The sequence below is a fragment of the Aestuariivirga sp. genome (genome assembly GCF_965227715.1).
Lineage (GTDB): Bacteria > Pseudomonadota > Alphaproteobacteria > Rhizobiales > Aestuariivirgaceae > Aestuariivirga.
This window is the reverse complement of sequence record NZ_OZ245771.1, coordinates 2,309,152-2,333,049: the sequence shown is the minus strand read 5'-3', so window position 1 is coordinate 2,333,049 and position 23,898 is coordinate 2,309,152. Positions and strand designations below refer to the sequence as shown.

Below are 23,898 nucleotides of genomic sequence, written 5' to 3'. Positions count from 1 at the left end.
CTCCCTGTTTTCTTGTGTCGTTCTCAGTCGCTGGTGGCGAGGAAATCCCCCACCACCGTCATGCACAATTCCTTCTCCTCCACATGCGGCATGTGGCTGGACTCTTCGAAAATCACCCAGCGGGAGCCCTTGATGTTGTCGGCATAAGGCTGAACGCAGGCAGGCGTCGCCTCGTCATGGCGGCCGGAAATGATCAGCGTGGGAACATCGATCTTGTGAAGCTCGGGGATGATGTTCCAGTTCTTCAGCGTGCCGGTCACGAAAAACTCATTGGGTCCGTTCATCGTGTAATAAACCGTGGGGTCCTGCCCGATCTGGTCAAAACTCGCCTTCACCTCCGGCGGGAAGGGCACGACGCGGCAGACATGGCGCTCGTAAACCCAGTTGGTCGCCTTCTGATATTCGGGGTCTGAATAGGTTCCAGCCTTCTCATGCCGGTTCAGCGCGTCCTGAATGTCCTGCGGCATCTCCGAGCGCTGGCGCATCGCCTCGGACACCCAGAGCTCCATCGAAGCCGGCGAATTGGCGATCACCAGGGATTTGAGCCCCTTGGGGCGCCTAGTGCCATATTCCGCCGCCAGCATGCCGCCCCAGGATTGGCCGAGCACATGGAAGGCGCCGCGCTGGCCCAGGTGATCGACGAGATTTTCCAGCTCGTCCACGAACAGCTGCGGCGTCCAGAAGCTCTTCGCCTGATCGGGCAGATGGGTTGAAAGCCCGCAGCCCAGCTGGTCATAATGGATCACGGCGCGGCCGGTGCGGCTCAGCAGCTTGTAGCTGTCGGCATAATTATGCGCAGCCCCGGGCCCGCCATGGAGGATGAAGATCGGGGGCTTGTCCCCGCCCAGTTCGCCCGTCACGCGATACCAGGTTTCATAATCGCCAAATTTGGCGCGGCCCTCGGTTTGCTTCAACGCGGTCACGGTGCTTCTCCCCAAACTGTCTCAAACGCTATCGTGCCACAGGAAGACTAGCAACCAGGGATCGCAACACAACGTGCGACCGTTGCGTAATTCGCAAGGCGGCGCGGCGTGGATCACAAGGGATAAAGGGTTTGCTGGTCAGCCACTGTGCAAACTGTGCAAAGAGCGGGCATCGGGCACAGATCCCCCGATACCTGAAAAGGCTTAGCACAGCGCGCGCTGCTAGTCAATCTTTTCCTATAGAGAGGAAAACCGGCCCAACCAGATGCTGCAGGTCGTGGGTGCGGCATGGACGCGAACCGGAGCTCCGGCCGCGCGCAGCTAAGTTTGTGCTAAGTAATCGAGGGTGGTTGGTGGAGCCAGGCGGAATCGAACCGCCGACCTCTTGAATGCCATTCAAGCGCTCTCCCAACTGAGCTATGACCCCTTGAAAACCAACGAATTCGCCACTTGGGGGTGGCGAAGCGGGGCGGAACCTAGTTCCGCCGCCGCCTGCACGCAAGAACTATTTTCAGCTCTCTTCGTCTTCTTCCTTGCCGCCGGTATCGAGCAGGCCGGACATGTCGCCGCCCTCCTCTTCCTCTTCGACCAGGAAGGTATCGTCCTCGGCTTCGTCCGCGTCGGCCTCTTCGCCGAGGTCCACGTCTTCGATGCCTGCGGTCTCGTCGTCATCCACCACGTCGGGCGCCTCCGCGTCCTCGAGGCTCACCAGCTCGACATCCGCCACTTCGACGTCGTCAGCGACGACCTCGCGCGGCTTGGGCGCGGGCGGCATGGCCGGCATGTCGCCCTTGGAGGGCAGCACGGAGGCGGCCACGAAATTCGCTCCGCACTTGGGGCAGACGATGGGGTTCTTCAGAAGGTCGTAGAAGCGGGCGGCACAGGACGGGCACGTCCGCTTGGTTCCGAGTTCAGCCTTGACCACGGTTGATCCTTTCGACGGCAGAAAATGAATGAATTGATTGGCGCGCTCCATGGCACTTCTCAAGCCCAATGTCAAAAGCTGCGGCGGGGGAGGGCTGGAACCCGCCCCGATCATCGTGTATCGGAGCGGCCCATGACCAGCCATGCCAGCACCGCCGAACCCCTTCCCCTCACCTCGCGCCGGGCAGAGGCCCTCAAGGGCCGCGTCCGCGTGCCGGGGGACAAGTCCATGTCCCACCGTGCCCTGATGTTCGGGGCGATTGCGGTGGGCGAGACCACCATCAAGGGCCTTCTGGAGGCCGAGGACGTGGTCAACACGGCAAAGGCGATGACGGCGCTGGGGGCGGACGCCAGGCGCGGGGCGGATGGGGTGTGGCGGGTTCAGGGCGTGGGCGTGGCCGGGCTCCGCTCGCCCCAAGGCCCGCTGGATTTCGGCAATTCCGGCACCGGCGTCAGGCTCGCCATGGGGTTGATGGCGACGACGCCCTTAACCGCCACCTGCGTGGGCGATGCCTCGCTCTCGAAGCGACCCATGGGCCGCGTCACCGTTCCGCTCTCGCAATTCGGCACCACATTCGAAACGGCGGAGGGTAACCGCCTGCCGCTCATGCTCCATGGCGCCAGGAACCCGGTGCCCGTCACCTACACGCTTCCCGTCGCCTCCGCCCAGGTCAAATCCGCCGTGCTGCTGGCGGGCCTCAACGCGCCGGGCAAGACCACGGTAATCGAACCCACCCCCACGCGTGACCATACGGAACGCATGCTGAAGGGATTCGGCGCCCAGATCACGGTGGAAGTGAAGCCCGACGGCCGCCACATCACCGTCGAAGGCCAACATGAGCTGAAAGCCCAGGCGCTGGACGTGCCGGGGGATCCGTCTTCCGCCGCCTTCCTCATGGTGGCGGCCCTGATCACGCCTGGGTCTGACATCGTGATCGAGAACATCATGCTGAACCCCACCCGCACGGGGTTGATCGAGACCCTCATCGAAATGGGCGGGAGTATCGTGATCGAGAACCGCCGCCTGGCCGGGGGAGAAGAGGTGGGTGACCTTCACGTCAAGTCCTCGAAACTCAAGGGCATCACCGTTCCGGCAGGCCGCGCCCCTTCGATGATCGATGAATACCCCGTCCTCTCGGCCGCCGCCTCCTTCGCGGAGGGCACGACCCGCATGGAAGGCCTCGAAGAGCTGCGGGTCAAGGAAAGCGACCGCCTTGCCGCTGTCGAAGCCGGCCTCCACGCCAATGGCGTATCGACTCGCTCCGGCCGGGATTGGCTGGAGGTCGATGGCGGCACGGCGCCTGGCGGCGGCACCGTCGTCACCCACATGGACCACCGCATCGCCATGTCCTTCCTGATCATGGGCCTCGCCTCCGCCGCGCCCACCAAGGTGGATGACAGCCGCTTCATCGCAACCAGCTTTCCGGATTTCACCGGCCTCATGAACGGCATGGGCGCCAAAATCTCATGATTATCGCGGTCGATGGCCCCGCTGCCGCCGGCAAGGGCACCATCGCCCGGGCCCTGGCCAAGCATTTCGGATTTCACTTCCTCGATACGGGCTCCCTCTACCGCATGGTGGGCCTCTCTGCCTTGCGCGCAGGCGGAGAGCCCATCTCGGCTCGAGCCGCCGTCGCCGCTGCGGCAAGCCTGAACCCGCTGGCCTACAGCGATGAAGAGCTCCGCAACGAGCAGGTCGGTTCCGCCGCCTCTATCGCCGCCGCCATCCCGGAGGTCCGCACCGCCCTCCTGGACTTCCAGCGCGCCTTCGCCCGGAAAGAACCGGGTGCCGTCCTCGACGGCCGCGACATCGGTACGGTCGTCTGCCCTGAAGCCCAGGCCAAACTCTTCATCACCGCCAGCCCGGAAGTCCGCGCCAGGCGCCGCCAGATGGAGCTGGGCTCCAGCGATTACGAGTCCGTCCTGGCCGACATCCGCGCCAGGGACGACCGCGACTCCAAACGCGCCACGGCGCCGCTGGTAGCGGCCAAGGATGCAGTGGTGCTAGATACGTCCGAGATGGATATCGAGGCCGCCGTGCTGGCTGCAATCAGGGCCGCCGAGGCGCGTTGGGTTCACTGACCTGCATCTCGGCCTCCCTCCATCAGATGTTCATGGCGCAGCCCTTGCCCCATCGCCCGTTTTCACTTATATGCCGCCCCGTTGCAGGACGTGCGGCCTTCGGGCGGGCACGGACGTGAACCGGGGTGCGCTCGTGCACCCCACATTGTTTCAGGACTTCGGAGACGGTTTGCCGCCTGCCTGGGCGGGGTCTCATCGGGGTTTGGAACGTCAGGTCGAGTTTGCCTGCCTGGACCCCATTTCAGAAACCGGGGGACTGGCAAGGACGTCCTAGCGGGTTTGCCGCCGGGCCAGCCTCGATTTCGAACAGGATATGATACCACATGGCGAAATCCGCCGTCTCGCTCACCCCCACCCGTGAAGACTTCGAATCGCTCCTCGCCGAGAGCTATTCCGACAATCCCGCCACTGAAGGCAGCGTCGTCAAGGGCCGCATCGTTTCGATTGAAAACGACTTTGCGATCATCGACGTCGGCCTCAAGACCGAAGGCAAGATCGCGGTCAAGGAATTCGCCCAGCCGGGCAAGACCTCCGAAGTCAAGGTGGGCGACACCGTCGAAGTCTATCTCGAGCGTATCGAGAATGCGATGGGCGAGGCCGTTCTCTCGCGTGACAAGGCGCGCCGCGAGGAAGCCTGGACCCGTCTCGAGCAGATGGCCAACAAGAATGAACGCGTTGAAGGCGTGATCTTCGGCCGCGTCAAAGGTGGCTTCACGGTTGACCTGGGCGGCGCTGTCGCCTTCCTTCCCGGCTCTCAGGTGGATGTCCGCCCGATCCGTGACGTGGGCCCCTTGATGAACGTCAACCAGCCGTTCCAGATTTTGAAGATGGACCGCCGCCGCGGCAACATCGTGGTGTCGCGCCGCGCCATCATGGAAGAGACCCGCGCCGAGCAGCGCTCCGAACTCGTCCAGAACCTCGCCGAAGGCCAGGTGGTCGAGGGCGTGGTCAAGAACATCACGGATTACGGCGCATTCGTCGATCTGGGCGGCATCGATGGCCTGCTCCACGTCACCGATATTGCGTGGAAGCGTGTGAACCACCCCTCCGACGTGCTCCACGTCGGCCAGACGGTGAAGGTCCAGATCATCCGCATCAACCCCGAGACGCAGCGTATCTCGCTCGGCATGAAGCAGCTGGACAAGGATCCGTGGGAAGTCGTGACCGAGCGTTACCCGATCGGCGCCCGCGTCAAGGGCAAGGTCACCAACATCACCGATTACGGCGCGTTCGTGGAACTGGAAGATGGCATCGAAGGCCTGATCCACGTCTCCGAAATGAGCTGGACCAAGAAGAACGTGCACCCCGGCAAGATCCTCTCGACCTCCGAAGCGGTCGAAGTGCAGGTGCTCGACATCGACTCGGCCAAGCGCCGCATTTCGCTGGGCCTCAAGCAGACCCAGAAGAACCCGTGGGAAGCCTTTGCGGACAAGTTCCCCACCGGCACCGACGTTGAAGGCGAGATCAAGAACATCACCGAATTCGGCCTGTTCATCGGGCTCGACGGCGATGTGGACGGCATGGTCCATCTCTCCGACATCGACTGGAAGCGGGCGGGCGAAGAAGCCATCAAGGACTTCAAGAAGGGCGACCGCGTCAAGGCGCGCGTCCTCGATGTGGACCGTGAGAAGGAGCGTATCTCGCTCGGCATCAAGCAGCTGGGTTCCGACCCGCTGGCCTCTGCCGCCGGCATCAAGAAGGGTGACACGGTGACCTGCGAAGTCCTCAAGGTCGAAGAGAACGGCCTCGAAGTGAAGGTCGCCGGCACCGACATGACGGCTTACGTGAAGCGTGCGGACCTCGCGCGCGACCGTGCCGAGCAGCGCCCCGAGCGCTTCGCGGTGGGCGAGAAGTTCGACGCCAAGGTCACCATCTTCGACCAGAAGGCCCGCAAGATGAACGTCTCGATCAAGGCCCTCGAGATCGCCGAAGAGAAGGAAGCCGTGGCAACCTACGGCTCCTCCGACTCGGGCGCCTCGCTGGGTGACATTCTCGGCGCTGCCCTCAAGAAGCAGAAGACCGACGACAACGAGTAAGACTGCGAACGGCCGGGGAAACCCGGCCGTTTTACATATTCGAAAGACCTCACCTTCGCCGGGCTCGACCCGGCGATCTTTTTTTGTGGACAAGGAAAGAGGATGCCCGGCTCGAGCCCGGGCAATGGGAATGGTGTGGTCTGGCGGCTCGAACGGAACGTTTCCATCGGAGCCCGAGACACCCTATATGGTTCCCAACGATATTGCTTGTCCTGGAGCCCCGCATGATTTCCGAAGCCGAACTCATCGTCGACCGTCGGCGGCTGAAGCGCCGCGTTACTTTCTGGCGCATTCTGGCGGTGCTGATCGCGATTGGCGCTGTGGTGGCCCTCACCTGGAACCGGAGTTTCGAGGACCAGATCGCGCGGATCAGGATCGACGGCCTGATCACCGGCGACCAGAAAACGCTGGACCTGATCAAGAAGGTCGAGGACGAGGACAAGGTGAAGGCCGTGATCGTGCGGATCGACAGCCCCGGCGGCACGACGGCGGGCTCGGAAGCGGTGTATGACGCGCTACGCAAGGTCTCGGCGAAGAAGCCCGTCGTCGCAGTGATGGACACGGTGGCGGCCTCGGGCGGCTACATCACGGCGCTCGCGGCAGACCGGATCGTGGCCAGGGGCAACACCATTACGGGCTCGATCGGCGTCATCTTCTCCATGCCGGAATTCTCGCGCCTGCTGAACACGCTGGGTGTGACCATGGAGGAGCTGAAATCAGGGGATTTGAAGGCTGAGCCTTCGCCCTACAAGCCCATCTCGGACAAGGCCCGTGTTGCCACCATGTCGCTGGTGAATGACGGTTTCGTCTGGTTCAAGGGCCTGGTGGCGGAGCGCCGCAAGCTGCCGATGGACCGGGTCGACATCCTGTCCGATGGCCGCGTCTATTCCGGGCGCCAGGCCGTGGCGGAAAAGCTCATCGACGAGGTGGGCGATGAGGGGAATGCCGTGGCCTGGCTCGAAACCGACCGGAAACTCGCGGCCGAGCTTCCCATTGTGGACTGGAAGCCCAAATCCGAGAGCGACTCTTCCTGGCTCGGCTTCACCGCGGCCGATATCGTGCTCAAGTCCTTGGGCCTCCAGGGTCTCCAGTCGGCAGCTGAGCGCGCGCAGCTTGACGGGCTTCTCGTGCTTTGGCACCCTGCCCAGTAATGAAGGAAGCGCCATGATCAAGTCAGAGCTCGTCCAGAAGATCGCCGAAAAGAACCCGCACCTCTATCACCGGGACATTGAGCGCATCGTGAACACGGTGCTCGATGAGATCATCAATGCGCTGAAGGACGGGGACCGCGTGGAACTCCGCGGCTTCGGCGCATTTTCCGCCAAGGCGCGCAACGCCCGCACCGGCCGCAACCCGCGCACCGGTGAATCGGTCGAGGTGGTGGCCAAGCGCGTGCCCTTCTTCAAGACCGGCAAGGAACTGCGCGAGCGCCTGAATGACGGGCCGGACGCCAAGGGTTGATTGTGCCCCGCCGCGTGACGGCGTAAAAGAGCCGCCATGACGCTGAAACGCATCTTCAACTGGGTGGTGGGCCTGCCCATTGCCATTCTCGCCATCGGCTTTGCGGTGGCCAACCGCGAATGGGTTACGGTTTCGTTCGATCCGCTGAACCGGGCCCAGCCTTTCGCCACCATTACCATGCCCCTTTGGGCGCTGCTGTTCTGCGGCATTCTCCTCGGCATCTTCGCCGGCTGGTATGTGGCCTGGCGCGGCAATGCGCGTTATCGCCGGGCGACCCGCCAGGCCAAGATCGAGCTGATCCGCGCCCAGCAGGCCCATGAGCGCGAAAAGCGCGAATTGCACCAGTCGCTTCCCGCCGTCCATTCGGAAACAAGCCTTTGAAGATTCTGAGCGCGGAGGACGTCGCCCGGCTCGGCCGCTATGGCGACATTGTGGAAGCCCTGCGCGCGGGCTTCCGCGCCGAAATCGAAACGCCGGTGCGCCACCACCATGATATCACCGCCGTCTCCACCCTGCTGTTGATGCCCGCCTGGTCCAGGGACTGGGCCGGTCTCAAGACGGTCGTGTTCAAATCCGACAATGCTGCCCAGGGCCTGCCCACCATCCAGGCCAATTACCTGTTGATCGACCAGAAGACGGGTGCAACCGTCGCCCTCATGGATGGCGGCGAAATCACCCGCCGCCGCACGGCCGCGGCCTCCGCCTTGGCGGCCGACTATCTGGCGCGTGCTGACTCCCAAACCATGACGCTGGTGGGGGCGGGGGCGCTTGGCCCCCATTTCGTCCATGCCCATGCTGCGGTGCGGCCCATCAGCCGCGTCTTCGTGTTCAACCGCTCGATCGCGAAATCGGAAGCGCTGGCGGCGGATATGGCACAGCATGGCTTCGAGGCGCATTCCGTGACCGACCTCGAGCATGCCGTGCGCCAGTCGGACATTGTGAGCTGCGTGACGACCTCGACCGCGCCCATCGTCAAAGGGGCCTGGCTCAGGCCCGGCACCCATGTGGACCTGGCGGGAGCTTTCAAGCCCAGCATGCGCGAAACCGATGGGGATGTGGTGGCCCGCGCCTCCATCTACGTCGACACCCGCGAAGGTGCGCTCGCGGAAGCAGGCGACCTGTTGCAGGCCCGGGACGAAGGCAAGTTCGATTTCGCCGATCTCAAGGGCGATCTCTTCGATTTGTGCCGTGGCACGGTGGCCGGCCGCGCGTCGGAAGACGAAATCACCCTGTTCAAGTCCGCCGGGACCGCTATTGAAGACCTTGCCACGGCCATCATGCTGTATCAAAAGGCCCGCTGAGCACCCCCTTCTGCCGTCACCCCAGCGCAGGCTGGGGTCCCGCTTTGCCGGTGAGACAGCGGGATGCCAGCCTTCGCTGGCATGACGAACATATGGGAGTTTGACATGCCTACCAATCCAATCTGCGTCGCACTCGATACGCCAGACCTCGAAAAGGCCGTGGAGCTGGCTCGCGCGCTGAAACCCCATGTGGGCTTCGCCAAGATCGGCATGGAGTTCTTCTATGCCCATGGGGCGGCGGGTTATGTCCGGGTCGCGGAAACGGGCTTGCCGATCTTCCTCGATCTCAAGCTGCATGACATTCCCAATACGGTAGCCTCCGCCATGAAAGCGCTGATGCGGATCGCCCCCACGCCGGCCATCGTCAACCTCCACGCCACCGGCGGGCTGGACATGATGAAGGCCGCGGCAGAGGCGGTGGACGGGAGGTCGAAGCTCATTGCGGTCACCATCCTTACAAGCCTGTCCGATGATGATATCTGGGCCGCGGGCTTCGAAACGGCGAAGAACACCGAGGCCCACGCCCGTTCACTCGCGGAACTGACGAAACGCGCCGGGCTCGACGGCGTGGTCTGCAGCCCGCATGATCTGGTGGGGATCCGCCATGATCTGGGGCGGGACTTCCTGACCGTTGTTCCCGGCATCCGCCCGGCGGACGCCGCAGTGCAGGACCAGAAGCGAGTCGCTACTCCAGACGCCGCCCTGGCGGCGGGCGCCGATATTCTGGTGATTGGCCGTGCCATCACGGGTGCCGCGGACCCCGCGCGGGCTGCGCAGGAAATCGGGGCCAGTCTCCATGCCGGTTGAAGTCAAGATCTGCGGGCTGTCGACGCCTGAGACGGTTGATGCTGCGGTGGAGGCCGGGGCGGAGCTGATCGGCCTCGTGTTCTACCCGAAGAGCCCGCGCAACGTGACGCTGCCGCAGGCGGCCGCGCTTGCCGCGCGCGCCCGTGGCAAGGCGAAGATCGTGACGCTGGTGGTCGACGCCGATGACGCGCTGCTGGGCGCGATCATGCAGGAGGTCAATCCGGATCTTATCCAGGCCCATGGCTCCGAAACGCCGGAGCGCATCGGAGACATGGCCCGCCTGACGCAGCGGCCCGTCATGAAAGCGATCCGGGTGAAGGATGCCGCGGACATTACCGCAGCGGCTGATTATTCCGCCGTGGCCAGCCTGATCCTGTATGATGCGAAAGCACCTGAAACACTCGGAGGCGCGCTTCCAGGCGGCAATGGCCATGTCTTCGACTGGGGCCTCCTGGAAGGGGACAAGCGCCCCGCCTTCGTGCTGGCGGGCGGGCTCACCCCCGAAAACGTCGCGGAAGCCATCCGCGTGACCGGTGCGCCCGTAGTGGACGTGTCGTCAGGGGTTGAATCGGCCCCCGGCGTTAAGGACATCACCCTGATCCGGAAATTCATTGAGGCGGCGAAGCGCGCCCGCTAGAACCGGCCAACACGCGAGAAAAGGCAGCAGACGCCAGATGAATGTGACCACTCCCAATTCCTTCCGCACCGGCCCCGACGAGAACGGCCTGTTCGGCATCTATGGCGGCCGCTTCGTGGCGGAAACCCTGATGCCGCTGATCCTCGAGCTCGAGCAGGCCTATAAGGATGCGAAGGCCGATCCGAGCTTCCAGACGGAGCTTGATAGTTTCCTCGAGCATTATGTGGGACGGCCCAGCCCCCTCTATTTCGCCGAGCGCATGACCGAGCATCTTGGCGGCGCCAAGATCTATTTCAAGCGTGACGAGCTGAACCACACGGGCGCGCACAAGATCAACAACGTGATGGGCCAGATCCTGCTGGCCCGCCGCATGGGGAAAAAGCGCATCATCGCCGAAACCGGTGCCGGCCAGCATGGTGTCGCCACCGCCACCGCCTGCGCCCGCTTCGGCCTCGAATGCATCGTCTACATGGGCGAAGTGGACATGGAGCGGCAAAAGCCCAACGTCTTCCGCATGAAGCTCCTGGGCGCAACCGTCGTTCCCGCCAAATCCGGCTCCCGCACCTTGAAGGACGCGCTGAACGAGGCCCTGCGGGATTGGGTCGCCAATGTCGAAGACACGTTCTACTGCATCGGCACGGTGGCCGGCCCCGCGCCCTATCCTGAAATGGTGCGCGACTTCCAGTCGGTGATCGGCCGTGAAACCAAGGAGCAGATGTTGAAGCGGGAGGGCCGCTTGCCTGACTCGCTCATTGCCGCCATTGGCGGCGGCTCCAACGCCATGGGCCTGTTCCACCCCTTCCTTGATGACAAAGAGGTGGAGATCATCGGTGTTGAAGCCGCAGGGTTGGGCCTCAAGACCAAGACCAAGCATGCGGCCTCCATCACCGGCGGCAAGCCCGGCGTTCTCCATGGCAACCGCACTTATCTGCTGATGGATGATGATGGCCAGATCATCGAAGGCCATTCGATTTCCGCAGGCCTCGACTATCCCGGCATCGGCCCGGAACATGCCTGGCTTCATGACATGAAGCGCGTTGAATATGTGTCCGCCACGGACAAGGAGGCGCTCGAGGCCTTCCAGCTCTGTTGCAAGCTCGAAGGCATCATTCCGGCACTGGAGCCCTCACATGCCCTAGCGCATGTGATGAAGATCGCGCCCAAGAAGCCCGCTGATCATCTGATGGTGATGAATCTCTGCGGCCGCGGCGACAAGGACATCTTCACGGTGGCCGATATTCTGGGAGCAAAGCTGTGACGACCCGCATCGACCGCCGCTTCGCTGCGCTGAAAGAAGAAGGCCGCGCCGCCCTCGTCACCTTCATCACCGCGGGTGACCCTGATTACGAGACCTCGCTCAAGATCATCACCGGCCTCCCCAAGGCCGGTGCGGATGTGATCGAAATCGGCATGCCCTTCACGGACCCGATGGCCGATGGCCCGGCGATTCAGGCCGCAGGCCTTCGCGCGCTGGCCGCCGGCCAGAACATGAAGAAGACGCTGAAGCTGGTGAAGGAATTCCGCAAGGCCGACGATGAAACCCCCATCGTGCTGATGGGCTATTACAACCCGGTCTATGTCTATGGCGTCGAAAAATTCCTGAAGGATTCGAAAGCCGCGGGTGTGGACGGTTACATCATCGTCGATCTGCCGCCGGAAGAGGATGTGGAATTCTGCATTCCTGCGCTGAATGCGGGCCTCAACTTCATCCGCCTGGCGACCCCCACGACCGATGACAAGCGGGCACCTACCGTGTTCCACAATACCAGCGGTTTCGTCTATTACGTCTCCGTTCTGGGCATCACCGGCACCAAGGCGCCGGACCTGAAGAGTGTGAAATCCAACGTCAACCGCCTGCGCAAGCACACGAGCCTGCCGATCTGCGTGGGCTTCGGCGTCAAGACCGCCGATCAGGCGCGCGCCATTGCGAAGGATGCCGATGGCGTGGTGGTGGGCTCCGCCCTCGTCAGCGCCGTGGAGAAGAGCCTCACAAAAGCCGGAAAACCGACGTCAAAGACAGCCAGGGCCGTGCACGCGCTCGTGGCCGAAATTGCCGAAGGTGTGAGGAGCTAGACCAAGTTGAACTGGATCAAGAACTTCGTCCGGCCCAAGATCCGATCGATCCTCGGCACCGACAAGCGCGAGGTACCGGAGAATATGTGGGTGAAAGACCCCGACTCCGGCCAGATGGTTTTCTACAAGGATCTCGAGGCGAACCAGCACGTGATGCCGCAATCGGGCTATCACATGCGCATGCCGCCGGATGTGCGGCTGAAAACGATGTTCGATGACGGCGCTTACGAGAAGATCGCCATGCCCGCGGTCGCCGCCGACCCGCTGAAGTTCCGTGACGAGCGCAAATACGCCGACCGCATCAAGGAAGCGCGCACCAAGAATGGCGTGGATGACTGCATCCAGGCCGGTGTTGGCGAGCTTGATGGGTTTCCCGTGACGATCGCCGTGCAAGACTTTGCCTTCATGGGCGGTTCCCTAGGCATGGCTGCGGGCGAGGCGATCCTCACCGCCATGCGCAAGGCGGTTGAAAAGAAGACGCCCTTCATCTTCTTCATCTCCTCAGGCGGTGCCCGCATGCAGGAAGGCGTGCTCTCCCTGATGCAGATGCCGCGCACCACGGTGGCCGTGCAGGAGCTGCGCGAGGCGAAGCTTCCCTATATCGTGGTGCTGACCCACCCGACCACGGGCGGCGTCACTGCATCCTACGCGATGCTGGGGGACGTGCAACTGGCGGAGCCCGCCGCCCTGATCGGCTTTGCCGGCCAGCGGGTGATAGAGCAGACGATCCGCGAGAAGCTGCCGGAAGGCTTTCAGCGTGCGGAATATCTCGAAGCCCATGGCATGGTCGATGCCGTGGTCCACCGCCATCACATGCGCGAGACGCTGTCCCGCATGGTGCGCATGCTGATGAAAGCGCCTTCGCGCGAGGTGCCCTCGACGGCCCTCGTTCCCGCCGAAGGCTGATCCCTTGGCCCTCAGTGATGCCATACTGACGCGGCTTCTCTCGCTGCACCCGAAGATCATCGATCTGAGCCTCGGGCGCATGCAGGAGATTCTGGCGAAGCTCGGCAACCCCGAACAGAAGCTGCCGCCGGTCATTCACGTCGCCGGCACCAATGGCAAGGGCTCGACGGTTGCTTACCTCCGCCACATCATGGCGGCCGCGGGCCTGAAGGCCCATGCCTATACCTCGCCCCATCTCGTCAAGTTTCATGAGCGCATCCGCGTGGCAGGCGAGCTGATTTCCGAAGCCGATCTCACGGCCCTTCTGGAAGAATGCGAAGAGGTGAATGCGCAAGAGCCTATCACCTTCTTCGAGATCACAACCGCCGCCGCCTTCCTGGCCTTCAGCCGGACGCCTGCGGATTATCTGATCCTGGAAGTGGGCTTGGGCGGCAGGCTCGATGCCACGAACGTCATCGCAAAGCCCGCAGTCTCCATCATCACCACCATCGACTATGATCATCAGCAATATCTGGGCGATACGCTTGAACTGATTGCGCGGGAGAAGGCGGGCGTTCTGAAGCGCGGCTGCCCTGCCGTCGTCGGCATGCAGCCGGATGAGGCGCGCGATGAGATCGAGCGCGTGGCCGAGCGCGTTCAAGCACCACTCCACATCGCGGGGCAGGACTGGCAGTCTTATGAGCAGCATGGCCGCCTGGTATTTCAGGATGAGGGCGGACTTCTGGACCTGCCGCTACCGCAGCTCAAGGGCCGCCACCAGATCGACAATGCGGGAAACGCCATCGCGGCGGTGCGGCTTCTGAATGATCCCCGCATCAGCGATGTCCATATTGCCGAGGGCCTGAAGTCCACCAGCTGGCCTGCACGCATGCAGCGGTTGGGGCAGGGCGCCCTGTCAGCGCTCGTGCCGGCGGAGACGGAGCTGTGGCTCGATGGCGGGCATAATCCGTCCGCGGGGCGGGTCCTGTCCCAGGCCTTTTCGGAATTAAATGACCGGCATTCGCGGCCCTTGGTGCTGATCTGGGGCATGCTCAACACCAAGGATGTGGGGAGTTTCATCGCCTGCTTTGCAGGGATCGCCAGCCGCGTGGTGACGATCACCATTCCGGATGAAGAGAATGCCGTGCCGGCAGAGGTGCTGGCAGAGTCGGCGCGCGCCCATGGCCTTGCCGCGGAAACGGCAACCGGCATTGAGGCAGCACTGCGCCAGGCAAGCTCCACCGTGCCCGCACCCCGCATCCTGATTTGCGGCTCGCTCTATCTCGCAGGCCGCATCCTGGCGGCGCATGGAAAGGAAGAGATGACGAAGGTGAGCGGCGCAGGCCGGCGGTAGTCAGCCCACCAGCCGCAGCTCCCGGGGGAAGCTCGTCAGGCATTCGATGCCGGTCTCTGTTACCACCACATCGTCCTCGATGCGCACACCGCCTTCGCCATCACGGTAGAGGCCGGGTTCGATGGTGAACACCATGCCGGGCTCCAGCACCTGGGCGTTGCCCCGCATGATCTGGGGCGCCTCGTGCACATCAAGCCCCAGGCCGTGGCCCGTCTTGTGGCGGCAGAATTCCGCAAATTGCGATTGTTCGAGCACGGTGAGCACGGCGTTGTCGACGTCACCTGCGGTGATGCCGGGGCGCGCGAACTCGCGCCCCTTGGTGTTGGCGCGCAGCACGGTTTCGTAAAAGGCGCGGTCGAAGTCGGAGACCTCCTTCACGAAAAAGGTGCGGGTGATATCTGCGTGATAGCCCTGGTAGCTCCCGCCGAAATCGAACAGCAGCGCATCGCCCGGCTTGATGCGGTAGTCAGGCCGGGCATGTGCGTGGGAATTGGCCGCATTGTCACCCGCCGCCACGATGGGCGCGAAGGCCAGGCCATCGGCTCCCTGTGCGAAGAGGTTGCGCAGCAGGATCGATTCGATCTCGGTCTCCGTCATGCCGACGCGGATCTCGGCTAGCGTCGCCTCAAGGGCTGCTTCCGAAAGCTCTATAGCCTTGCGCTGCAGCGCGATCTCGGCTGCCGTCTTGTGCATGCGGATGGTTGAGATTTCGCCATGCACATCCATGAATTCAGCACCCGGCAGCGCCTTCTGCAGCGCGAAAAGATCGAACACCCGCATGCGTTGCCCCTCGACCCCGATCCGCGCGGCCTGCCTGAGCTGTGGCAGCGCTTCACCGGCGGCAAGAAATGCGCCCATGTAGCCTTGCTCGTCCCGCCACGGGAAAACCTTGCCGGGAAAGCCGATGGGCGCGAATGACCCCAGCTCGATATGCGGCACAATGGCAACAGCTTCGCCCTGGCGTGGCACGATCACCGCCAGCGGACGCTCCATCTGGTGGAAATCCTGTCCGAACACACGGCGGAAATTTGCACCAGGAACGATTACCAGCGCATCCAGGCCCGTGCGCTCCAGAACACGCTTCAGCGGTTCAAGCATGGCTAAGGCACTCGCTTAAGTTTACAAACGATTGTTTCGTAAAAACCGATACCTATTATGCACGCCAAGGTAGTTTGGCCGATCGGGCTTACTTGATCATGTAGATGTAAGCAGTGCTCACACCATACTTCTCGGCAAGCTTTGTTGCAGCAACGCCCTTGGCGCGCTTGGCCAGAATGTCAGCACGCATCTTCTCGGCTTCGGCGGCAGACCTGCGGCGGCGCGTGGGTGCGCCAGCGCGTGCGCCGGTCTTGCTGGCTTCAAGATGTGCAGTCGCAAGCATCTTCTGTGCCGTGCCGATGATTTTGTTGAGGTAAGCAACCTGTCTCTTGGAAAGTGACATGAATCTCCTGCTGGATTGGCGGAGACGGGCACCTCGAAGTTGCCCCTCCGCGTGATGTCAATCCAAACTGATTACATGGCATGATGCTGCGAAGCAATGATAACTTAGCATAGCAATCACGTCAGTTGCGAAGAACGCAGCCTGATCGTGCAGAACCTGTGTTGAAAACAAGGCAGAACTTTGTAGACCTGCTATATCAGCCTCGTCTACGACGCCTGCGTTCTCCGCCATCATCATTGGTGGAAACGATTTCTTTGGGGGGCGGCAGGGTGACAGTCTTCGAAAGTTCTGGAAAAGATGCCGTCTTGTGCGGGATCGCCATTGCTTCAACGAAATGCTGCTGGAACTTGGGCTCAACCGCCGTCTCGATTTTTTCGATGCGGCGAACGACACTTTCGATCTCGTCACGCGCCTTCACGTTGAGAAGGGCAATGCGCGCACCCGTGCCCGCAGCGTTGCCCGCACTCTGAACCTTGGAGAGATCGCAATCGGGGATGAGTCCGAGGATCATCGCATACTTGACATCAATGTGGCTGCCGAATGCACCTGCAAGACGTATCTTGCCGACCTGCTCGATGCCGAGCTTGTCCATCAGCAGGCGCACGCCGGCATAGAGGGCGGCCTTGCCCAGCTGAATGGCACGCACATCATTCTGCGTGACGCGGATGACCGGCTCATTGCTGCCGTCCCTGGCCTGGCGGATCACATAGTTGAAGGTGCGCTTGTAGGGCTCGATGCGCGGGCTTTTCGCGGCGAGTGAGCCGTCCACCAGCCCATCCTGATTGATGACGCCGGAGAGATACATCTCCGCAATCGCCTCGATGATGCCGGACCCACAAATGCCGGTGACACCCGTGCCGGCGATGGCCTCCTCGAAACCCTCTTCGTCCGACCATTTGTCGACGCCGATCACCCGGTAGCGGGGCTCCAGCGTTTCGGGGTCGATGCGGATGCGCTCGATGGCGCCGGGGGCCGCGCGCTGGCCTGACGAAATCTGCGCGCCTTCGAAGGCGGGCCCGGTGGGAGACGAACAGGCAAGAAGCCTCGCCTTGGAGCCGAGCACGATTTCCGCATTGGTGCCGACATCGACCGCGAGCATGATCTCATCCTGCTCATGCGGTGCTTCGGAGAGGACGACACCTGCCGTATCGGCGCCAACATGGCCCGCAATGCAGGGCAGTACATAGGCCCAGGCACCTGGGTTGAGATGCAGGTCCAACTCGCGCGCGGGACAGGTGACGGCAAGCCCCGTGGCCAGCGCGAAGGGTGCGCCGCCGAGCTCCGTCGGGTCGATCCCGAGGAACAGGTGATGCATGACGGGGTTGCCCACCAGCACCACTTCCAGAATGTCGGTAAGCTCAATGCCGCCCTGGCGCGCCACGTCCTGCGCCAGCGTGTTGAGCGCCTGGCGGATCGCCACCGTCATCTCCTTCTCGCCGCCCGGATTCATCATCACATAGGAGACGCGGCTCATCAGATCCTCACCGAAGCGGATCTGCGGGTTCATGAGGCCGGCAGAGGCCGTCACCTCGCCCGTGGAGAGATTGGTGAGATGCGCGGCGATGGTGGTGGAGCCCACGTCGATGGCGATGCCGAAGGCCTTGTCATGGAAGCCCGGCCAGATGGCGACGAGGCGGTTGCCGCCGCCGGGCGCGCGCGAGAACACGGCCGCGGTGATCTTCCATTCGCCCTTGCGAAGTGTCTTCTGCAACTCTGCGATGATTGAGAGATCGCAGGAGAGATCCTCGATCCCCCACTGGTCATGAAGCGCCTTGTAGACGCGTTCGAGATCGGAGGAGGGCTTGTGCATGTCGGGTTCTTCAACCTCGATGAAGCACAGCCTGGTGGCAGGATCGAGTTCGATGGCCCGCGTATCGGCTTCCTTGCGGACGACCTGCTTGTGAACCTGCGATTCGGGCGGCACATCGATGACGAGGTCGCCCAGGATCTGCGTCTGGCAGGACAGCCTGCGGCCCGCGGGGAGCCCGCGGATCTTGTCATAGCGCTCCTCGACCTTGGTGATGCCGGAGACGTGTGACGCCGTGGAGGTGATGCCGTGCTTGGCGAAATCACCTTCCCCCACATTCACCTGGCAGCGCCCGCAGATGGCGCGGCCCCCGCAGACGGAGTCGATATCGACACCCAACGCGCGCGCAGCCTGCAGCACCGGCGTTCCAATAGGAAAGCGCCCGCGCTTGCCCGAAGGCGTGAAGACGATGAGAGGGTTCGTTTCGGTCATTGCGCTCTGCCAGTCTGTTTTCCCCTCCCCACAAGGGGGAGGGAGAGATGGGGGACGGCGCCTTTACGAACGGCGGCGGCGCTCTTCGCGGGCCTTGCGGCGGGCTTCGATTTCTTCGTTGGAGGAAATCTCGCCCGCGGCCTGTGCGGCAGCTGACGGGGCCGCCGTCATCTCACGGAACTTGTTCGTCCAGAACTTGCAATTCCGGTCCGTGCCATTCAGTACATTGGCCCCGAAGATCGCGTGCATGTCTTCATCATGCAGCGGATTCATGATGGCGGATGTCATGCCATGGCTTGCGGCCATGGCGAGGAAGTAGCCCGTCAGTGCGCGGCGGTTGGGCATGCCGAAGGAGACGTTGGAGGCACCGCAGGTGGTGTTGACTTTGAGCTCCTCGCGCAGGCGGCGCACCAGGCGGAACACCTGCTGGCCGGCCGTGCCCATGGCGCCGATCGGCATCACCAGCGGGTCCACCACGATGTCATGCGGCTTGATGCCGTAATCCGCGGCGCGCTCGACGATCTTCTTGGCAACGGCAAAGCGCACGTCCGGATCTTCCGAAATGCCGGTTTCGTCATTCGAGATGGCGACGACGGCGACATTATACTTGGCGACCAGCGGCAGAATGGCTTCGAGCTTTTCTTCTTCGCCCGTCACCGAATTGACCAGCGGCCGGCCCTTGGCGGTCTCAAGGCCCATCTTGAGAGCGGAAGTGACGGAGCTGTCGATGCAGAGCGGCATGTCGGTGATCGACTGCACGATTTCGAGCGTCTGGCGCATCAGCGGCGGCTCGGTCTCATTGGGGTTCACCGCCGTCACACCGGCGTTGACGTCCAGAATGTGGGCGCCGGCCGCCACCTGGGCGAGCGCATCCTTGATGACGGTTTCGAAATTGCCAGCCTGCATCTCGGCCGCCAGCTTCTTGCGGCCCGTGGGATTGATGCGCTCGCCGATCACCGTGAAGGGCCTGTCAAATCCGATGATGTGCTCACGCGTGGCGGATGCGACGAGGGTATGGGTCATTGTTCTTTGCCTCCGTTGGCGATGAGGGTCTTGAGCTTGTCTTGGGTGAAATGGGCTTCGATCTCGGCCTTGGCCTTTTCGACTTCCGCCAACAGATCATCGCCCACGGGCTGGGGTTCGGCCCGGCGCCAGTCGGCCAGATAGCTGTCCGTATCGGAGGCGCCGCCCCGCATGGCGGCCATGTCGATCGCTTCCTGGAAGCGGTCGGCGAGCATGCGCTTTTCTTCCTTGCGCCCGATCTTGACCGAAACCGCCGAGGGAATGTCGCGCCAGTAGGTGATGATGAGATTGGCCATGATGGCCAGCTATATGCCCCGTCCGCCGCAGGCCCGATAGCCTGAAAGCGACATGGGAGTTGGGCGGGACGAAGCAGGTCCCGCCCTTTGAAAGCCCGCACCGCGGCGCGGGGCTCTGCCTTAGACGGTGCGGCGCCTAGAAATCATGCCCCAGATCGCCAGCACGATGACGGCGCCAACGATGGCGCCGATGAAGCCTGCCCCCTGGTCCGGCCCGTACCAACCCAGCGCCTGGCCGAGCCAGGTCGCCACGAAAGCGCCAACGATGCCGAGGATGGTGGTCAGGATGAAGCCCGAAGGCTCGTTCGGCCCAGGCATCAAGAACTTGGCAATGACGCCAGCGACAAACCCGATTATGATCGTCCAAATGATCGACATCTTTATCCCCTATGGTTTTCTAGTTAGGCTTACGTAACGGCGCGGGGAACTTACCGTTCCCCGGGCTTTTTGAAAATCGGCCAGCACGGCCGCCGTGAAATCCTTATCAACGGAGCTGTATATGTCAAACCGCATGCCGTCCCTCGCCGCCCTTCTGGGGCTCGTCGCCGTCGCCGGCTATCAAAATCGGGACAAGATCGGAGACTTCATCAAGAATCTCCAGACTCCGAACGCCGCCGGCACGCTGCCGGGTGGTGCCGCATCCCCCGCCCGGCCTGAACAGGGAACCGACATGGCAGGCTCAGGCTATGCCGGAAGCTCGGTCCTGGGGGGCTTGGGTGATCTGCTGGACCAGTTCCGCAGCGCCGGTCACGCTCAGAAGGCCGATTCCTGGATATCGGCGGGCCAGAATGAGCCGATTGCCGAAAATGAGCTGGAGCAGACGCTCGGGTCTGACCTGATCGACCGCCTCACCCAGCAGACCGGCCTCGACCGCACCGAACTGCTCCGCCGCCTGGCCCAGACCCTGCCCGAAGCCGTGGACAAGTTGACCCCCGGTGGCCAGCTGCCCGGCAATCTGCGGACAAGTGGTGCGTGAACCGCACATACTGTCCTTGAAGCCTTGTCACCACCCCCCGGGCCTGACCCCGGGGGTTCTTTTTTGCCGCGATTGAAACGGGAGGGGGGCCGCTGAGTTGGGTTTCTGCCTAGCCGATCACGCCCGCGGTCCGCAGGCGGGCGATCTCCTCCGGTGTGAGGCCCAGTGCCTCCGTCAGCACCTTGTCCGTTCCATCGCCCAGCCGCGGCGGGGCCTTGTCATATTCGATGGGTGTGTCCGAGAAGACGATGGGGTTGGCAACGCCCGGCACCTGAACGCCGTCATCGCGCGTGAGGCCGATCTGCAGGCCGCGCGCCAGCACCTGCTCATTGGCGAACACCTGGTCGATGCTGTTGATCGGCCCGCAGGGAATGGCGGCACTTTCGAAGGCCTCCACCCATTCCGCCGTGCTGCGTGATTTCATGGGCGGCACCAGCAGCGGAATGAGCTCCGCGCGATGGATGACGCGCCCACGGTTCTGCCGGAAGCGCTCGTCCTCCGCCAGCGGCGCCAGGCCGATGATGGCACAATATTCCTTGAACTGACGGTCAGTCGCCACCGCCATGATGATGTAGCCGTCCTTCGTCTCGAAGGTCTGGTAAGGCACGATGTTGGGGTGCGCATTGCCAAGCCGGCTTGGCACCTTGCCGCCCACCAGATAATTGAGGGCCTGGTTGGCGAGAACGCCGACCTGGGAATCGAGCAGGGCCACGTCGATGTACTGCCCTTCACCCGTACGCTCGCGATGATAGAGCGCTGCCTGAATGCCGATGGTGCAATAAAGCCCGGTGAAGATATCCGCAAAGGCCACGCCGATCTTCATGGGCTCGGCCCCGGCCGCGCCATCCGGCTGGCCGGTCACAGACATGATGCCACCCATGCCCTGGATCATGAAGTCATAGCCCGCCCGCTGCGCGTAAGGCCCGTTCTGGCCGAAGCCGGTGAGCGAGCAATAGATGAGGCGCGGGTTGAGGGGCTTCAGGCTCTCGTAATCGAGCCCGTATTTCTTGAGGCCGCCCACCTTGAAATTCTCTAGCACGATGTCAGATGTGGCGGCGAGATCGCGGATGAGTTTCTGGCCCTCCGCCGTTGCCATGTCGATGGCGACCGACCATTTGCCGCGGTTGGTGGACAGGAAATAGGCGGCATCGCCTTTTGTGCCGTCCGGGTTGGTGATGAAGGGCGGCCCCCAGCCGCGCGTGTCATCACCTTCGCCAGGCTTCTCGATCTTGATCACCTCGGCGCCGAAATCCGCGAGGATCTGCGTGGCCCAGGGCCCCGCGAGCACGCGGCTCAAATCAAGAACGCGGAGGCCAGTGAGGGGGCCTGTCATGAAGAAACTCCTGTCACTGAATGCTCGCCGTGCGTGGGTCCACAGGTACGGTCTTCATGCTGTTGTCAGTTTCGCCCACAGCCCATCATCGAGCTCAATGCCATCGGCTTCGGCGAGTGCCAGCTTTTCGCCATAAGGGTTCTTGTGGCGCTCGCCGCCCACCGCGAAGGACGGGTCCACCGGGCAGCCGATGCCGGTATTGTCTCGCACCGTGAAGGGCAGCACGTAGAGGCCGTGGCGCACATTGCGCAGGAAGGCGCGGCCATTGGCCTTCACTTCCCGCATGATGGCGGGGGCCAGGAAAGCGCAGGAGATGTTCTGGAGGTCAAGGCCGAGGGCATCGCGCGTGAGGGTCAGGCTGCGCTGCGGGTCGGCCATTGCCTCAGACAGGATCTTGAGGCCATCATAGCCGCAGGCCTGGAGCCACACCGTGGCCCAGGCAATGTCGCCCGCTTCGGACAGGCCGCCGTGCGTCAGTGCGTCCGAAAGCTTTGCCTCAGCCTCTTTCATGGTCATATGCATGGTCCGTTGATACGACGGATTTTGCGCCGCCGCTAGCTCACACCTCTCGATACCGTCTTTCCAGCGAAGGCTGGAATCCTGCTGCTTTCGCAGCACGTGCGGACGCAAGAGCTGGATCCCGGCCTGCGCCGGGATGACGACGGGGAGGGAGTAGGATTTCAATGGACCGCCCGATGCGCTAGACGCCGCGCGCTGCCATGGAGCCGAAGCGCTGGCGGATCCGCCGCACCAGCTGGTCACGCACGTCGCGGTAGCTGTCCAGGATCTGCTCGCGGCTGCCGGAGGTGATGGAAGGATCGAGGGTCGGCCAGTATTCGGCCTCGATCGCCATGGTGCGGGTCATTTCCAGCGCCCGGTGGTGGGCCTCAGGCGAGAGCGAGACCACGAGATCGAAGCTCGAATCCTCCAGATCCTCGAAGCTCTGCGGCCGGTGCTTGCCGAGGTCGATTCCCATTTCGTCCATCACGGCGGCAACGAAGGGGTCCGGCGTTCCGGGCTTCACGCCGCAGGAGGCGACATAGACGCGCTGGCCATAGAAATGCTTCATGATCGCGCCCGCCATCACCGAACGGATGACGTTCTGCGTGCAGGCGAAGAGGACGGCGCTGGGAAGGTCTCCCGCCATCTGCCTGGGCTAGCCCCGCCAGTGCAGAACGCAGACGAGCGTGAACAGGCGGCGGGCCGTATCGAAGTCGATCTCCACCTTGCCGTTGAGGCGCTCCCGCAGCAACTCGCTGCCTTCATTGTGCAGGCCGCGCCTGGCCATGTCGATGGTTTCGATCTGGCTCGGGGTCGCCGTGCGAATCGCGGCGTAATAGCTTTCGCAGATCATGAAGTAATCCTTCACGATGCGCCGGAAGGGTGACATCGAAAGTCCGATCAGCGTCAGCCGGTCCTCGGCCTGGTTCAGCACGTCGAAAATCAGGCGCCCGTCCGCTGTCGAAAGTTTGAGCCGGTAAGGGCCTTGCGGGTGGGCCAGCAGGGAAAAGCTGTTGTCTTCCACAAGATCATAGATGGCAACGCGCCGCTCATGCTCGGCTTCGGGGGAAGGGCCCGGCCCGATGGTGGCGTCAAGCTCGACAGCGCACAGGCGATTGGTGGGTTTGTCCGTCATGGCGCGAGCATAGCCGGGGCACGGGTGCGCAAGCTAGGGGAGGTCTTCCTCATCCAGCGGATGCTGGGGGACAGCTTGTGCAGCCCAGGCGGGGCCCAGATCGGCCAGCTGGCATTCCAGGCACTCGACGGCGAGCCGCACCGTGGCGCCATCGGAGAAGGTCAGCAGCACTTCGCCCGAAGGCGCATCCGTTTCCGCGAAGGTGACGGAGAGCAGCGACAGCACCTCATCCTTTTCGAGATGGCCCATGCCAAGCGTCTTGACCGAGAGCACGCGGTCGAAATGAAGCCCGGTGCGGCGCCGCTGCGGGGTCTCTGTCTCGTCCCAGGCAAAGCGGTTGGCCAGCAGCACGAACTGCCGGCGCTTCGGGGCATAGCTCATGTCGCCTGCCAGCAGCACGGCATCCTGCATCTGGGCGGAGATCACGGCCAGATCTTCGACATCAAGGGCGGAAAGGCGGAGCATGGTCCG

Annotated in this window: 27 protein-coding genes and 1 tRNA gene; 14 read left to right on the top strand and 14 right to left on the bottom strand. The window is 63.1% G+C overall.

The window, feature by feature from the left end; genetic code table 11:
* Positions 1–23 precede the first annotated feature (23 nt).
* The 3 genes from ACO06F_RS10990 to ACO06F_RS10980 all read right to left on the bottom strand — a co-directional run bounded on the left by ACO06F_RS10990 (position 24) and on the right by ACO06F_RS10980 (position 1,899).
* Complete coding sequence (locus ACO06F_RS10990) at positions 24–923, bottom strand: proline iminopeptidase-family hydrolase (RefSeq protein ID WP_421692801.1); 900 nt, start codon at positions 921–923, stop codon at positions 24–26.
* A gap of 351 nt (positions 924–1,274) precedes the next feature.
* Positions 1,275–1,350 (bottom strand) — tRNA-Ala (locus tag ACO06F_RS10985).
* An 84-nt stretch (positions 1,351–1,434) separates the two neighbouring features.
* Positions 1,435–1,899: a TIGR02300 family protein gene (locus tag ACO06F_RS10980; RefSeq protein WP_421692800.1), complete on the bottom strand. Its 465-nt coding sequence runs from the start codon at positions 1,897–1,899 to the stop codon at positions 1,435–1,437.
* A gap of 81 nt (positions 1,900–1,980) precedes the next feature.
* On the opposite strand from ACO06F_RS10980, the gene aroA reads away from it, so the two are divergent.
* From aroA to ACO06F_RS10915, 13 genes are all read left to right on the top strand, one after another.
* A complete protein-coding gene (gene aroA, locus ACO06F_RS10975; RefSeq protein ID WP_421692799.1) occupies positions 1,981–3,318 on the top strand; it encodes a 3-phosphoshikimate 1-carboxyvinyltransferase in 1,338 nt (445 codons plus the stop codon).
* Entirely contained in the window at positions 3,315–3,929 is a 615-nt protein-coding gene (cmk, locus tag ACO06F_RS10970; protein WP_421692798.1) for a (d)CMP kinase, read from the top strand. Before aroA ends, cmk begins: the two co-directional genes overlap by 4 nt.
* Positions 3,930–4,252: 323 nt before the next feature.
* Positions 4,253–5,965 (top strand): 30S ribosomal protein S1, encoded by a 1,713-nt coding sequence (gene rpsA, locus ACO06F_RS10965; RefSeq protein WP_421692797.1) that lies wholly within the window; start codon positions 4,253–4,255, stop codon positions 5,963–5,965.
* A gap of 83 nt (positions 5,966–6,048) precedes the next feature.
* Positions 6,049–7,116, top strand: a complete 1,068-nt coding sequence (gene sppA / locus ACO06F_RS10960; RefSeq protein WP_421692796.1) for a signal peptide peptidase SppA — start codon at positions 6,049–6,051, stop codon at positions 7,114–7,116.
* Positions 7,117–7,129: 13 nt separating this feature from the next.
* On the top strand, positions 7,130–7,426 hold the full coding sequence (locus ACO06F_RS10955; protein WP_421692795.1) for an integration host factor subunit beta: 297 nt from the start codon (positions 7,130–7,132) through the stop codon (positions 7,424–7,426).
* Positions 7,427–7,462: 36 nt separating this feature from the next.
* Positions 7,463–7,807: a DUF1049 domain-containing protein gene (locus tag ACO06F_RS10950; protein ID WP_421692794.1), complete on the top strand. Its 345-nt coding sequence runs from the start codon at positions 7,463–7,465 to the stop codon at positions 7,805–7,807.
* Positions 7,804–8,727 carry an ornithine cyclodeaminase family protein gene (locus tag ACO06F_RS10945; RefSeq protein WP_421692793.1) on the top strand — a complete coding sequence of 308 codons (924 nt, stop codon included), beginning with the start codon at positions 7,804–7,806 and terminating at the stop codon, positions 8,725–8,727. The genes ACO06F_RS10950 and ACO06F_RS10945 overlap by 4 nt, the downstream gene beginning before the upstream one ends.
* Before the next feature lie 105 nt (positions 8,728–8,832).
* Positions 8,833–9,534 carry an orotidine-5'-phosphate decarboxylase gene (pyrF, locus tag ACO06F_RS10940; RefSeq protein ID WP_421692792.1) on the top strand — a complete coding sequence of 234 codons (702 nt, stop codon included), beginning with the start codon at positions 8,833–8,835 and terminating at the stop codon, positions 9,532–9,534.
* Positions 9,524–10,171: a phosphoribosylanthranilate isomerase gene (locus ACO06F_RS10935; RefSeq protein ID WP_421692791.1), complete on the top strand. Its 648-nt coding sequence runs from the start codon at positions 9,524–9,526 to the stop codon at positions 10,169–10,171. Before pyrF ends, ACO06F_RS10935 begins: the two co-directional genes overlap by 11 nt.
* A gap of 37 nt (positions 10,172–10,208) precedes the next feature.
* Positions 10,209–11,429 carry a tryptophan synthase subunit beta gene (gene trpB / locus ACO06F_RS10930; RefSeq protein WP_421692790.1) on the top strand — a complete coding sequence of 407 codons (1,221 nt, stop codon included), beginning with the start codon at positions 10,209–10,211 and terminating at the stop codon, positions 11,427–11,429.
* A complete protein-coding gene (gene trpA / locus ACO06F_RS10925) occupies positions 11,426–12,244 on the top strand; it encodes a tryptophan synthase subunit alpha (RefSeq protein ID WP_421692789.1) in 819 nt (272 codons plus the stop codon). The genes trpB and trpA overlap by 4 nt, the downstream gene beginning before the upstream one ends.
* Positions 12,245–12,250: 6 nt before the next feature.
* Positions 12,251–13,150, top strand: a complete 900-nt coding sequence (accD, locus tag ACO06F_RS10920) for an acetyl-CoA carboxylase, carboxyltransferase subunit beta (RefSeq protein WP_421692788.1) — start codon at positions 12,251–12,253, stop codon at positions 13,148–13,150.
* Positions 13,151–13,154: 4 nt separating this feature from the next.
* Positions 13,155–14,483, top strand: a complete 1,329-nt coding sequence (locus ACO06F_RS10915; protein WP_421692787.1) for a bifunctional folylpolyglutamate synthase/dihydrofolate synthase — start codon at positions 13,155–13,157, stop codon at positions 14,481–14,483.
* Here the strand turns inward: ACO06F_RS10915 and ACO06F_RS10910 are convergent, their stop codons facing one another.
* From ACO06F_RS10910 to ACO06F_RS10885, 6 genes are all read right to left on the bottom strand, one after another.
* The gene (locus ACO06F_RS10910; RefSeq protein ID WP_421692786.1) at positions 14,484–15,581 is read right to left on the bottom strand and encodes a M24 family metallopeptidase; all 1,098 of its coding nucleotides are present in this window, start codon (positions 15,579–15,581) and stop codon (positions 14,484–14,486) included. It lies immediately after the preceding gene.
* An 88-nt stretch (positions 15,582–15,669) separates the two neighbouring features.
* Positions 15,670–15,924, bottom strand: coding sequence for a hypothetical protein (locus ACO06F_RS10905; protein WP_421692785.1), 255 nt, complete (start codon positions 15,922–15,924; stop codon positions 15,670–15,672).
* 196 nt (positions 15,925–16,120) lie between these two features.
* Entirely contained in the window at positions 16,121–18,163 is a 2,043-nt protein-coding gene (locus tag ACO06F_RS10900; protein WP_421692784.1) for an ASKHA domain-containing protein, read from the bottom strand.
* Positions 18,164–18,226: 63 nt separating this feature from the next.
* The gene (locus ACO06F_RS10895) at positions 18,227–19,186 is read right to left on the bottom strand and encodes a methyltetrahydrofolate cobalamin methyltransferase (protein WP_421692783.1); all 960 of its coding nucleotides are present in this window, start codon (positions 19,184–19,186) and stop codon (positions 18,227–18,229) included.
* The gene (locus tag ACO06F_RS10890) at positions 19,183–19,482 is read right to left on the bottom strand and encodes a virulence factor (protein WP_421692782.1); all 300 of its coding nucleotides are present in this window, start codon (positions 19,480–19,482) and stop codon (positions 19,183–19,185) included. Before ACO06F_RS10890 ends, ACO06F_RS10895 begins: the two co-directional genes overlap by 4 nt.
* 120 nt (positions 19,483–19,602) lie before the next feature.
* Entirely contained in the window at positions 19,603–19,860 is a 258-nt protein-coding gene (locus tag ACO06F_RS10885; RefSeq protein WP_421692781.1) for a GlsB/YeaQ/YmgE family stress response membrane protein, read from the bottom strand.
* A gap of 121 nt (positions 19,861–19,981) precedes the next feature.
* On the opposite strand from ACO06F_RS10885, the gene ACO06F_RS10880 reads away from it, so the two are divergent.
* On the top strand, positions 19,982–20,458 hold the full coding sequence (locus ACO06F_RS10880) for a YidB family protein (protein WP_421692780.1): 477 nt from the start codon (positions 19,982–19,984) through the stop codon (positions 20,456–20,458).
* Between the two features lie 109 nt (positions 20,459–20,567).
* Here the strand turns inward: ACO06F_RS10880 and ACO06F_RS10875 are convergent, their stop codons facing one another.
* The 5 genes from ACO06F_RS10875 to ACO06F_RS10855 all read right to left on the bottom strand — a co-directional run bounded on the left by ACO06F_RS10875 (position 20,568) and on the right by ACO06F_RS10855 (position 23,892).
* A complete protein-coding gene (locus tag ACO06F_RS10875) occupies positions 20,568–21,791 on the bottom strand; it encodes a CaiB/BaiF CoA transferase family protein (protein ID WP_421692779.1) in 1,224 nt (407 codons plus the stop codon).
* Positions 21,792–21,845: 54 nt separating this feature from the next.
* On the bottom strand, positions 21,846–22,307 hold the full coding sequence (locus ACO06F_RS10870; RefSeq protein ID WP_421692778.1) for a hypothetical protein: 462 nt from the start codon (positions 22,305–22,307) through the stop codon (positions 21,846–21,848).
* Between the two features lie 184 nt (positions 22,308–22,491).
* A complete protein-coding gene (locus ACO06F_RS10865) occupies positions 22,492–22,938 on the bottom strand; it encodes a low molecular weight phosphatase family protein (RefSeq protein WP_421692777.1) in 447 nt (148 codons plus the stop codon).
* A 9-nt stretch (positions 22,939–22,947) separates the two neighbouring features.
* Entirely contained in the window at positions 22,948–23,427 is a 480-nt protein-coding gene (locus ACO06F_RS10860; protein WP_421692776.1) for a UPF0262 family protein, read from the bottom strand.
* 33 nt (positions 23,428–23,460) lie between these two features.
* Entirely contained in the window at positions 23,461–23,892 is a 432-nt protein-coding gene (locus ACO06F_RS10855; RefSeq protein WP_421692775.1) for a DUF2948 family protein, read from the bottom strand.
* Positions 23,893–23,898: the final 6 nt, after the last annotated feature.